Annotated in this window: 11 protein-coding genes; 8 read left to right on the top strand and 3 right to left on the bottom strand. The window is 68.3% G+C overall.

All coding sequences use genetic code 11. The annotated features are described in order from the left end of the window. Positions 1–163: 163 nt before the first annotated feature. Positions 164–1192 carry an Acg family FMN-binding oxidoreductase gene (locus NI2_RS28225; protein WP_084476910.1) on the bottom strand — a complete coding sequence of 343 codons (1029 nt, stop codon included), beginning with the start codon at positions 1190–1192 and terminating at the stop codon, positions 164–166. Between the two features lie 304 nt (positions 1193–1496). Here NI2_RS28225 and NI2_RS28220 point away from each other — a divergent pair, with 304 nt between their 5' ends. Together NI2_RS28220 and NI2_RS28215 are read left to right on the top strand one after the other, a co-directional pair. Beyond that, a complete protein-coding gene (locus tag NI2_RS28220) occupies positions 1497–3014 on the top strand; it encodes a SulP family inorganic anion transporter (RefSeq protein ID WP_067496985.1) in 1518 nt (505 codons plus the stop codon). Between the two features lies 1 nt (position 3015). After that, positions 3016–3384, top strand: a complete 369-nt coding sequence (locus tag NI2_RS28215; protein ID WP_067496983.1) for a MerR family transcriptional regulator — start codon at positions 3016–3018, stop codon at positions 3382–3384. Here NI2_RS28215 and NI2_RS28210 read toward each other — a convergent pair whose 3' ends face one another. Continuing rightward, entirely contained in the window at positions 3385–4416 is a 1032-nt protein-coding gene (locus NI2_RS28210; RefSeq protein WP_067496981.1) for a hypothetical protein, read from the bottom strand. A gap of 170 nt (positions 4417–4586) precedes the next feature. On the opposite strand from NI2_RS28210, the gene NI2_RS28205 reads away from it, so the two are divergent. From NI2_RS28205 to NI2_RS28180, 6 genes are all read left to right on the top strand, one after another. Then, a complete protein-coding gene (locus tag NI2_RS28205) occupies positions 4587–6659 on the top strand; it encodes an acyltransferase family protein (RefSeq protein ID WP_133734282.1) in 2073 nt (690 codons plus the stop codon). Between the two features lie 56 nt (positions 6660–6715). Further along, positions 6716–7297 (top strand): TerD family protein, encoded by a 582-nt coding sequence (locus NI2_RS28200; RefSeq protein ID WP_067496979.1) that lies wholly within the window; start codon positions 6716–6718, stop codon positions 7295–7297. 154 nt (positions 7298–7451) lie between these two features. Next, positions 7452–8744: a Na+/H+ antiporter NhaA gene (gene nhaA, locus NI2_RS28195; RefSeq protein ID WP_067496976.1), complete on the top strand. Its 1293-nt coding sequence runs from the start codon at positions 7452–7454 to the stop codon at positions 8742–8744. 21 nt (positions 8745–8765) lie between these two features. After that, entirely contained in the window at positions 8766–9293 is a 528-nt protein-coding gene (locus tag NI2_RS28190) for a TerD family protein (RefSeq protein WP_067496974.1), read from the top strand. Beyond that, the gene (locus NI2_RS28185; protein WP_067496972.1) at positions 9290–9991 is read left to right on the top strand and encodes a response regulator transcription factor; all 702 of its coding nucleotides are present in this window, start codon (positions 9290–9292) and stop codon (positions 9989–9991) included. Before NI2_RS28190 ends, NI2_RS28185 begins: the two co-directional genes overlap by 4 nt. Further along, on the top strand, positions 9978–11360 hold the full coding sequence (locus NI2_RS28180) for a sensor histidine kinase (RefSeq protein ID WP_084476908.1): 1383 nt from the start codon (positions 9978–9980) through the stop codon (positions 11358–11360). Before NI2_RS28185 ends, NI2_RS28180 begins: the two co-directional genes overlap by 14 nt. A gap of 195 nt (positions 11361–11555) precedes the next feature. On the opposite strand, the gene NI2_RS28175 is transcribed toward NI2_RS28180, so the two are convergent. Next, a complete protein-coding gene (locus NI2_RS28175; protein ID WP_067496968.1) occupies positions 11556–12221 on the bottom strand; it encodes an MspA family porin in 666 nt (221 codons plus the stop codon). Positions 12222–12238: the final 17 nt, after the last annotated feature.

The raw sequence follows: 12238 nt of genomic DNA, 5'->3' as shown, positions 1-12238 counted from the left end.
TCGTTGTCCGAAGCGGCAGTACGCGTCTGGCGATACAGTCGTATATCGCCGCGTGACAGAGATGATTACGGATGGCGAGCCGATTTCGTTCGAGCCCGAACGCGCGTCAGCGCCGCGCACCCGGATCGGGCGGCGGCGCTGACGGGGGCTGCCGGGCGGAGAACTAGGCCATGGCGAACACGGTCTCGTCGTACTCGATGACGTCGTCCACGAGGCGGCGAGGAGTGGATTCCAGAGGTGCGGCGGCGTGGGGCATGACGCCGAGGCGGACCATCACATGCGGGAAGGCGCATTCCTGCAGGACCGTGGTGCGGATCTGGTCGCGCAGGTCGAGCATGCCGAGGGGTTCGGACTGCAGACTGGTGGCGAGACCGAGCCGGGTGGCTTCGAGCAGGATGGCGCTCGTCGCCTCGCCCGCGCGCAACTGGGAGAGCCGGATGTCGCGCGGGGTGCACACGACCAGCCAGTGCGCGGCGTCGGGTTCGTCGGTGTACTCGGACAGCTGCGCGTCGGCGAAGACCCGCACCGGTAGTTCGCCGGGGCGGCGGGGTGCGGGGGCGTTGTGGGCGGGCACTCCCGTGAGCTCGCCGTGGCAACCGCTCCACTCGCCCAGTTCCGCGAGGTAGTCACCGTCGACGGCGTGCCGGGCGGCGGCCGAGCGCATGGGTTCGGCCAGCTCGGGCAGCAGCATGTCGGGGACGTGGCGGGCCGCGGCGCCGAACCGTGAGGCACAGCGCGACACCGTACGCAGGTCGCGTGCCGGGATGGGCAGGTCGGGGAAGCGGCGCCGGTCGGAGCGGCGCACATGGATGGCGGCGGCCAAACGGATGTCGTGGTCGCTCGGCGAGCGCGGGGTGAGTTCGACCCGCGCGAGGTGATCGGGCCGCGCGGGATCGGGCAGCCGTTCGACGACCGCGTGCCAGCCGAGCATCGCGAACGCGACGGTCAAATGGTGCAGCGCGGCACCGCAGCTCACCGTGAGCGCGCGAGCGCGCGGATCGGTCGCAGTGACCTGTCGGCCGAAATCGGCGAAGAGGTCGACGCGGCCGTGCCCGATGCGCCACCGCCACGGTTGGGTGTTGTGCACCGACGGTGCTCGCACGGCCAACTCCACCGCGTCACGGCACGTCTGTGTACTGGGTCTCTTGCGAAGCAATGTCCGCCCCCGACTTCCTTTCGGCGAATACTCCATTTCGTCGAGCTCGATTACCAACCCTAGGCGCGCTACCTGGTACTTTCCATGCGATCTGGGCCGTTGACCAGTTCGTGACATGAACTCGGATAGTGCGAGAACCCCTGTCGATCGCCGAATCTTTCGCCCACTCCCCCGTCACGAGCGCGGGCGTCAGTGGCGAAGCTCGCACCCCGGCGTTATCTCCTCGTGACCACCACAGGCCAACTCTACCCTTACGGGAGGGTAGGGTTGGCCGATCGCACGGGCGTCCGCTCGTGCCGGCCGAGCGCCGTGATGGCGACACATTCGTTGGGAGCAGCCGATGGGGACAGCCGTGTCCGCCAGTAGACAGACCGAAGGGTCGGTGATGGCCGCCCTGCGCAGCCCGCGCCGACTCCGCACGGAAGTACTGGCCGGGCTGGTGGTCGCGCTCGCCCTGATCCCCGAGGCCATCTCGTTCTCCATCATCGCCGGGGTCGACCCGCGCGTGGGGTTGTTCGCGTCGTTCACCATGGCCGTCACCATCGCGTTCGTCGGTGGCCGCCCGGCGATGATCTCGGCCGCGACCGGCGCGGTCGCTCTGGTGATCGCCCCCGTCATGCGGCAGTACGGACTGGACTACCTGATCGCCACGGTGATCCTCGCTGGTGTGCTGCAGATCGTGCTCAGCGTGATCGGGGTCGCGCGGCTGATGCGATTCATCCCGCGCAGCGTGATGGTCGGGTTCGTCAACGCGCTGGCGATCCTGATCTTCACCGCGCAGATCCCGCACCTGCTCGGCGTGCCGTGGCTGGTGTATCCGATGGTCGCCATCGGTATCGCGATCATGGTCTTCCTGCCCAAGCTGTCCGGCGTCGTCCCTGCCCCGCTGGTGGCGATCGTGCTGCTCACCGCCGCGACCCTCGTGTTCTCGCTCGATGTCCCGAACGTGGGCGACGAGGGCGAGTTGCCGTCGAGCCTGCCCTCCTGGCTGATCCCCGATGTTCCGTTCACGCTGGAAACGCTGAAGATCATCGCCCCGTACGCGTTGGCGATGGCGTTGGTCGGCCTGCTCGAGTCGTTGATGACGGCCAAGCTCGTCGACGACATCACCGACACCCACTCCGACAAGACCCGCGAGGGCTGGGGCCAGGGTGTGGCCAATGTGGTGACCGGCTTCTTCGGCGGTATGGGCGGTTGCGCCATGATCGGCCAGACGATGATCAATGTGAAGTCCTCCGGTGCGCGCACCAGGATTTCGACGTTCCTGGCCGGGTTGTTCCTGCTGATCCTGGTCGTCGGGCTCGGTGACATCGTCGCCCTGATCCCGATGGCCGCGCTCGTCGCCGTGATGATCATGGTGTCGGTGGGTACCATGGACTGGCACTCGATCGCCCCGAAAACCCTGCGCCGCATGCCTTTCGCCGAGACCGCGGTCATGCTGGTCACCGTCGCCGTCACGGTGGGTACGCACAACCTCGCCTACGGCGTGATCGCCGGTGTGCTCACCGCGATGGTTGCCTTCGCCCACCGCGTCGCCCACTTCACCGAGGTCGAGAAGATCGGCGAGGCCGATATCGACCACGACGGCGACATCGACACCAGGGTCTACAAGGTGCGCGGCGAACTGTTCTTCGCCTCGAGCAACGACCTGGTGTACCAATTCGACTATGTCGAGGACCCACGCAATATCGTGATCGACATGTCCGACGCGCACATCTGGGACGCCTCGACGGTCGCCACCTTGGACGCGATCACCACCAAGTACGAGTCCAAGGGCAAGAAGGTCGAGATCGTCGGGCTGGACGCGGCCTCCGAACAGCGCCACGGCAGGCTCTCCGGGCACCTCGCAGGGCACTGAGATGCCCGCCCGCGCGCACTTGCAGATCGGTCAGGTCGCCGAACGAACCGAGTTGTCGGTGAAGACGATTCGGCACTACGACGAGGTGGGCCTGGTGCGGCCCTCGGCACGCAGCGCGGGCGGGTTCCGCCTGTACACCGAGGACGATATCGACCGGCTGCTGGTGATCCGCCGAATGAAGCCGCTCGGCTTCACCCTGGCCGAGATGGGCGAATTACTGTCCGCCCTCGACGATCTCGGCGACCCGGCGGCCCGCGAACTGCTCGCCGCGTTGCACGCCAAAGCTGAGGACAGCGTCGCGAAACTGCGCCGCCAACTCGGTTACGCCGAGGAGTTCACCGCGTTGCTCGCCGCGCGGCGAGCACGGTGATCACTTCTGCCAGTAGTTCTTCGGGCCGACGGTGGTGGCTGCCGCGTTGGCGCCCGCCTTGCACCATTCCTCGAGGCTGCTGTTGTCGGACAGGTCGATGTAGATGCCGGTGGCCTGGGTGAAGTAGCGGTGGCTGTAGGCCGACCACTGCACCCGGGTGGCGGACATGATGTCACCGTGGCAGGTATCGCTGGCCAGACCCGTTGTGGGGCACCAGATTCCCCAGTCCTGCGTCTGGCCGTCGAGGGTGTCGTAGGCGGAGCGGGCGGCGGAGTCGGTGGGGAACACCAGCACGTTCACCGACACCAGGATGTGGTCGTCCTTGTCGATGTAGGAGCCGGTGATATTGGTGGTGCACCCGTTGGACGTGATCGCGGACGACACGTTGTCGGAGTTGCCCGGCTGGTCGCACCCGTGTTCGCCGCTGGCGCGCAGGGTGTAGAGCACACCCTTGGAGTCGGTGAAGCTTTGCGGCAGCAGGGCTTTCACGGTGAGCGGGGTGTCGTCGGTGGCGGCGCTGTCGAGGGTATTCCAGTCGAACGGCTTCGAGGTCGGTGCGGCCGAAGTAGTCGAGTAGGTGGACGGCACCGTCGAGGACGTGGTGCTCGGCGCGGCGACGACGGGCGAATCGGGATCGGAGTTGCCGCCGATCACCACCGCGACCACGATGAGCACGAGGAACGCGCAGACCACCGCGCCGCCGATCAGCCACGGCGTCGACGACGACCCGGACCGCGCGTACGGCGGCCGCGGCTGCTGCCACTGCGGCTGCCCCATCATCGGCTGACCGGGCATCGGTTGACCCGGCATCGGCTGCTGCCACGGCTGGCTCACCGGCGGCTGCTGCCACGGCTGACTCTGCTGACCGACCGGCCACTGCGGCTGGCTGGGCGGGGGCTGCTGGCCGAAACCGGGTGTATCCGCGCGCACCGTCGGCGGGGCGGCATCGGCCTGTTGTCCGTCGGCACGCGGTGTCATCCACCACGAACCCTGATCGTCGGCACCCCCGGCGGGCGGATCTTCGCGTGTCACAGGTCTCTCCCAGCCCCGCGCGGCATCGATTCGGTGATGTCCGCGTCCCTTCCCGAAATTTTGGCGGCTGTTCGGGTGGAAGGCAAACCCGTCGCGCCATCTTCGCTGCGGCGCACGGTTTTCGATGCCTCGATGTGACATCCACGCGGGCGCCGTGATAGTCACATGACATGGCGTGGTCACCCTCGGTTCTCTCGCCGGAGACCTCGGCAGGTTCGGGCTCGACGGCCGAACAACGCAGCGGCACAGTGCAATACCGCTCCGACCTCGACGGTCTGCGTGGCCTCGCGATCGGCCTGGTCGTGGTTTTCCACATCTGGTTCGGCCGGGTGTCGGGTGGCGTAGACGTCTTTTTGGTGCTGTCCGGTTACTTCTTCACCGGGATGCTGCTGCGCCGCGCCGAGCACGGTCCACGCGGGTGGGTGTGGCCGGTGGTGCGGCGTACCGCGCGGCGGCTGCTGCCTGCCATGGCGGTGGTGCTGGCCGGGGTTCTGGTGGCCTCGACGCTGCTGCTGCCCTACACCCAGTGGTCGGCGGTCGCGGCGCAGACACTCGCCTCGCTGCTGTTCGCGCAGAACTGGGAATTGGCGCTCACCTGGTCCGACTATCTGGCCGCCGACCCGTCGGTGAGCCCACTGCAACACCTCTGGTCGATGTCGGTGCAGGGCCAGTTCTATCTGGTCGCGCTGATCCTCGTCGCGGTGTTCGCACGGCTGCGCCAGGCGCGAACCGTGGTCGGAGTGATCCTGATCGCCGCTGCCGCCGCCTCATTCGTGTACGCGACCCGGGGCACCGCGACCCACCAGGGCTGGAACTACTACGACACCTTCGCGCGCGGCTGGGAACTGCTGATCGGCGCGGCACTCGCGGTCGCCGCACCGTACCTGGTGCTGCCGCGCTGGTGCCGGGCGCCGCTGGCCGCCCTCGGCATCGCGGGAGTCGTGCTGTGCGGCTGGCTGATCGGCGACGCCGCCAACCGCTTCCCCGGCCCGGCCGCCCTGCTTCCGGTACTCGCCGCCGCCGCGGTGATCGTGTCGGTCGCGAACGTGCCACGCCACGAATGGGACGGACCCAACCGGCTGCTCGCGCACCGGCACATGCGGTTGCTCGGCGAACTCGCCTACCCGCTGTACCTGTGGCACTGGCCGATTCTCATCTTCTTCCTCACCGAACGCGACAGCGCCGACGTCGACTTGCTCGGTGGCACCGGCGTGATCGCGGTGTCGCTGGCATTGGCCTGGCTCACCAACCAGCTGATCGAGAAACCACTGCGCGCCAAGACGCGCCGGCCCGGCAGGCGCCTGGTCACCGCGGGCGTGGCGGCATTGCTCGCGGCCGTGGTGGCGACCGCGTCGGCCTGGGAGTTCGCCGTCGTGCGGGCGGCGCCGCCGGCCGCGACCACCGACGTCGAGGCGACCAGGTACCCCGGTGCGCGAGCACTCACCGCGAACACTCCCGTCGCGCCCGAACCGTTGCGGCCCAATCTCTTCGAGGCCCGCAACGATCAGCCGCCACCGACACTCGACGGCTGTATCGCCGACTGGAACACCCGCTCCGTCGTCACCTGCACCTACGGCGACCCCGACGCCGAACGCACCATCGCCATGGCGGGCAGCTCCCACGTCGAACACTGGTTGCCCGCGCTGCAGGTGCTGGCCGAGGAGCATTCCTTCCGCATCCAGGTGTATCTGAAGATGGGGTGCCCGCTCACCCTCGCCGAGGACGCCACCTACAACGGCGAACCCGTCCCCGACTGCCGGGACTGGTCGCGCGAGGTGATCGACCGGCTCGGCACCGACCGCCCCGATTGGGTGTTCACCATCGGCACCCGGCCCCGCGACGCGGGCGGCGACGAGACCCCGCGGGAATTCCTCGATGTGTGGACGGCCCTGTCCGAGCGCGGCCTCGCGGTGCTCACCCTGCGCGACACACCGTGGTTGCGCCGCGACGGCGTGCGCTACCGCGCCACCGACTGCCTGGCCTCGGGCGGCGACCGCATCAGCTGCGGCATGCGCCGCGGCGACGCACTCGACCCGATCGACCCGCAGCGCGAAGCGGCGGCACCCTTCCCGCACGTCTTCCCCATCGACCTCACCGACGCCGTGTGCGGCCCGACCGTCTGCGCCGTCGCCGAGGGCAATGTGCTGATCTACCACGACGAGCACCACCTCACCGCCACCTATTCGCGCACCCTCGCCGACGCGCTCGGCCGCGCCATCGGTCCCGTGCTCGGATGGTGGTGAGGTAGCGAAATCGGCTGGGCATGCGGGCAACTCGGGAAGTCCGTAGCCTCGCAGCTGTGATTACTCTGAAGAAGGAAGACGGCGCGGCCGATCTCGCCGGTATCACCAAGATGAGCGTGGGGGTGAGCTGGGACCCGTCGGCCGGTTCCAGCGGTGGACTGCTCGGCATCGCCCGCCGCAAGCGGGGCGTCGATCTCGACCTCGTCGCCGTCCTGATGCAGGGTGGCGAGCCGGTGCGTTTCGCCGGTCTCGATTCGCTCGACCCGCTGGGCAACGGCGCGGTGCTGCACACCGGTGACGAGCAGACCGGAGCGGCCGCGGGCGACGACGAGACCGTGCACGTCACCTTCGCGAATGTGCCCACCGCGATCGACGCCATCGTGTTCGTCGCGGCCGCGTTCAAGAAGGGTTCCTCGTTCGACAAGGCCAACAACGTCTCGTTCAAGATCTACGACGCCACCGGCGCCGACAGCCAGCCGGTGGCCGATATCTGGCCGTCACTGCTCGGCGCCGAGAACGCCAACGCCATCGCGCGGGCCTTCCGCAACGGACCGGTGTGGCAGCTCGAGGTGCTCGATCGCAAGGGCAAGATCAAGCAGGGCGACAAGCAGGCGCTGCTGCGTTTCGCCCTCGGCTAGCCGGACGCACGGTTTGCGCGGGGTGTGGTGGGTGCGGCATCGTTAAGGTTGGTGCGCCGGGAAGTCTGGTCGGCAACCCAGCTCGAACTCCGTCGAGTGGGGTTCGAGTGAAGACGGGAACTTTCATGTTCGTACCTACCGCACCCGGGCACGCATGAACCGCGCGGCACGACGCACTGTCCTCACCCGAGGCAGCTGGCCCGAATCTCGTCGAGTCACCGAGGTGCTGCGACGGGAGACAGTTGGCGGTGTCCTGCTGATCGTCGCGGCGATCGTCGCGCTCGTCTGGGCCAACACACCCTGGGCGGATGCCTATGTGGCGCTTCGCGACTTCCGCATCGGCCCGGAATCGCTGCACCTGAATCTCACGCTGAGTCAGTGGGCCGCCGACGGGCTGCTCGCCATCTTCTTCTTCGTCGTCGGCCTCGAACTCAAACGCGAGTTCGTCGCGGGCGATCTGCGCGATCCGCGCCGGGCCGCACTTCCGGTCGTCGCAGCCGTCGGCGGTATGGCCGTGCCCGCGCTCATCTACTTCGCGATCAACAGGGGCGGCTCGGTCGACGGCTGGGCGATCCCGACCGCAACCGACATCGCCTTCGCGCTCGCCGTACTCGCGGTCATCAACACCCATCTGCCCGCCGCGCTGCGCACCTTCCTGCTCACCCTCGCCGTGGTCGACGACCTGCTGGCCGTCACCGTGATCGCGATCTTCTACACCGGCGAACTGCACCTGCCCTATCTTGCGCTCGCCTTGGTCCCGATCGGCCTGTTCGCTGTCGCTGTGCAGCGCCGGATCAGTTCGCCGTTCCTCTTGGTTCCGCTCGCCCTTGTGACGTGGTGGCTGGTGCATTCCTCCGGCGTCCACGCCACCGTGGCGGGCGTGTTGCTCGGTTTCACGGTGCCGGTGCTCGCCGGTCGCGGCGAGACCGATACCGAGCACGGCCTGGCCGAACGCTTCGAACACACCATCCGCCCGCTCTCGGCCGGAGTGGCGGTGCCGATTTTCGCCTTCTTCGCGGCCGGTGTGACCATCGGCGGCCTCACCGGGCTCACCGAATCCCTCGCCGACCGGGTGACGATCGGCATCATCGTCGGCCTGGTCGTAGGCAAGCTCGTGGGCATCACCGCCACCACCTACCTCACCGCCAAGCTCACCCGCGCCGAACTCGACGCCGACCTGGCGTGGGTGGACGTGGCCGGTGTCGCGTTGCTCGGCGGCATCGGTTTCACGGTGTCGTTGCTGGTCGGTGAACTGGCCTTCGAAGGCGACCCGACCCATGCCGACCACGTCCGCATCGGTGTCCTGTGCGGCACCCTCGCGGCGGCCCTGCTGGCGACCATCGTGCTGCGCGCCCGCAACCGCACCTACCGCCGCCTCGACGAGGCCGAATCACTCGACGCCGATGGCGACGGCGTCCCGGACGTCTACCAGCAGACGTCCCCCTGACCGTCCGACAGGAGCACCACCATGACCTTCACCCACGTGTCCGTCGGCCTCGGCTGGGACCCGGCCCCGCCCACCGGCTTGTTCGGCCGCAAGCGCAAGGACATCGACCTCAATATCACGGCGCTGTCGTTCGCGGGGCACGACTTCGTCGACGCGGCCTTCCATGAACAACTCACGTCTCGTGACGGCGCGCTGCGCCACCTCGGCGACAGCGTGACCGGCGACGGTGACGGCGACAACGAGGTGATCACCGTCGACCTCACTCGCGTCGACGTCGCGACGAGCACCATCGTCTTTCTCGTCACCTGCTACACCGGGCAGACGTTCGACCAGGTCGTCAACGGCTTCTGCCGTGTCGTCGACAGCGTGAGCGGTGCGGAGATGGTGCGCATCGACCTGTCCAGCGCCACCTCGCACACCGGCTTCGTACTCGGCAAGCTGCACCGCATCGGCACGGGCTGGGAGTTCTCCGTGATCGCCGATCCGATTTTCGCCGATCACCCCACTGTCGCGCTCCCCCTGCTGACCACGTACTTGGGCACGGCATGAACGCCCAGTTGATGATCGTGGAGGACGACACCCGCGTGCGGGAGTCGTTACGACTGGCGATGGAGGACGAGGGGTACGTCGTCGCCGAGGCCGAGAGCGCCGAGCACGCACTGGAACACGTACACCGGATCGGTGTGCCGGACGTCCTGATCGTCGACCTCATGCTCGGCGGTATGGACGGGTTCACCTGCATCCGGGAAGTGCGCCGCGAACACGACGTGCCGATCATCGTGGTCAGCGCCCGTGACGACACCCACGATGTGGTCGCCGCCCTGGAAGCGGGCGCCGACGACTTCGTCACCAAACCCTTCGAGGTCAAGGAACTGACCGCGCGCATCAGGGCCGTGGGCAGGCGCACCCGCAACAACACCGAACGCGAGGTGGTCGAACTCGTCCTCGACGCCGACCGGCAGCTCGTCCTCTGCCCGGAGCGCGGTTCGGTGCGGCTGGCCGGTGAAGACGTGCACCTGACGCTCACCGAATTCCGGTTGCTGTGCGAACTGGCACAGAACGACGGGCTCGTGCTGAGCAGGCAGGTGCTGCTCGACAAGATCTGGGACCGCGGGTTCTTCGGCGACGACCGCATCGTCGACGTGCACATCCGCCGCCTGCGCACCAAGATCGAACGCGATCCCGCCGAACCGCGCCTGATCGTCACCGTGCGCGGGCTCGGCTATCGCCTCGATGCCGGGTCCTGAGTTGCCCACCCGGTTACGTGGCCTGCGTGGTCGCGTAACAGCGGCGTTCGTCCTCAGCGCCAGCCTCGTCGCGGTGCTGCTGTCGGGTTCGGTTTATGCGATCAGCACCAACTACATGGAGTCCCAACGGGTTCGGACGGTCGAACGCGCGGTAGGAGTGCACGCCGAGATCCTGCGGTTGCGGATGGAATCACTGGCCGCCGGGCAAGAGGCCCTCGAATCGTTGCGGCTACCCGCCGGAACCATCGCACTTCTCGACACCACCACGGGCACCGGTGTGCTCGGCGCCGACCAGGCCACCGTCGCCACGCTCGAACGGGCCGCCGAGGTGCCGTCGCCGGCCACCCGCGTCCGGATCGCGGGCGAGCCCTATCTGCGCACCGCGACCTACGTCGAAAACGGTGCCGTCCTCCAGGAATTCGCGCCGCTGCGCGAACTGGAGGACACCCTGAAGATGCTGCGCACCATCCTCTTCGCCTGTGCGGTGCTCGCCGTCGCGGTGGCCGCCGCGCTCGGCGCCTGGGCCGCGCACCTCGCGCTGCGCCCGCTGCGCCAGGTGGCGGGCACCGCGTCGCGCATCGCCGCGGGCGATCTCGACCTGCGTTTGTCGCAGCCCGAAGACGTCGATCTGTCACCGACCGTCGAGGCCTTCAACGCCATGGTCGACTCCCTGCAGCGGCGCATCGAACGCGAACGCAGGCTCGTCTCCGACCTCAGTCACGAGTTGCGCACCCCGCTCACCACCCTGACCACCACGGCGACCGTGCTGGCCGGACACCGCGACGAACTGTCCGAAAGACCGCGCGCCGCACTGGGACTGCTCGTGGAGGAGACCACCTACCTGCGCGGTCTGCTCGACGACATGCTCGCCCTCGCGCGCGCCGAAGCGGGCATCCATCGCTCCGACCCGGCACCGCTGTCGCTGGCCGAACTGCTGACCCACCTGCTCGCGAGCCGTCGCGTCGCGGCCGAGCTGCTCACGGCCACCGACCGAGGACTGGTGCGCGGGCGGCGGATGGAACTCGAACGCGCCCTGCTGAACCTGCTCGTCAACGCCGAACGCCACGGTGGCGGGGTGACCGCGGTGCGCGTCGAGCGCGACGGCGACGACGTGCGCGTCACCGTCGACGACGAAGGCCCCGGTGTCGAGGCGGCCGACCGCGAACGCATCTTCGAACGCTTCGTCACCGCCTCGCGTCGCACGGGCGGCACCGGCATCGGCCTGGCTCTCGTCGCCGAAACCGTTGCGGGACACCAGGGCCGGATCCGATGCTCGGAGCGGCCGGGCGGTGGTGCGCGCTTCGAGTTGACGCTGCCCGCGCTGGATCGTCACGTGATCGCAAAGAAAACGTCCGAGCCGCCGCAATGAAAGTGATCCATTCTCGTCACGGTCACCGGGTCGGGTGATCGTCACGGCCTCGGGCTGGAGGAGGACAAGTCGCGCTGCCACGGCACGCGGCCGATTCCCGAAGTCGTCGCGCGACACCGACACCGGTGACTTCTCGTCATAACGCAGCGGGGCCCGGCGTCACTCGGACGCCGGGCCCCGCTGGGGTTGTCAGGATCAGCCGATGCTGAAGGGCTGGCCCCACAGGGTGACGACCGAGCTCACGTTCTCGGTCTCCACCTTGACCTTCACGAAGGCACGCGCCTGGGCGTACCCGGCGCAGCCGCTCAGGCCGATGGTCGAGTCGGCCCAGGTCACCGAGCCGCTCTTGCCCTTGAACTTGTTGTTGGTGCCGTGGTCCTCGTTGCCGTAGTCGTCGGCCTTCTCGATGTCGAGAATGTAGAACGACTTGGCCTGGCCGGGGCCGAGGCTCAGTTCGGCACCGGACTCGGCGCCGACGCTCACGTCCTCGCCGTCCCAGCTGCTCTCGCCCTCGACGCCACCCTCGACGCCGCCGCCGTCGATGTTGACCTGGCAACCCACCACGTAACCGGGGTAGATCTTGCCGCCCTTGGCGTTACCGGAGACCTCGACCTGCGCGGAGCCCGACACCCACGCGTTGCGGTGCACCGGGGTCGAGCCCATCGACGGGCTGATGAGGGCCGACTCGCCGACCAGGCGAACGGTGACGGTCGAGCCGTCGGACAGGGTCTTGACGATCTCGCCACCGGGCAGCGGAACGAAGGTGTCGGCGTTGGCGGCACCGGCGGACAGCAGGCCGAAGGTCACGGCGGCCGCGCCGACCAGACCGGCCATGCGGGCCGAATTCTTACGGTCGATCATGTGTGTCATTCCTTGCG

Source organism: Nocardia ignorata NBRC 108230 (assembly GCF_001612905.1).
GTDB classification, from domain to species: Bacteria; Actinomycetota; Actinomycetes; order Mycobacteriales; family Mycobacteriaceae; genus Nocardia; species Nocardia ignorata.
This window is presented reverse-complemented; position numbering and strand designations above follow the sequence as displayed.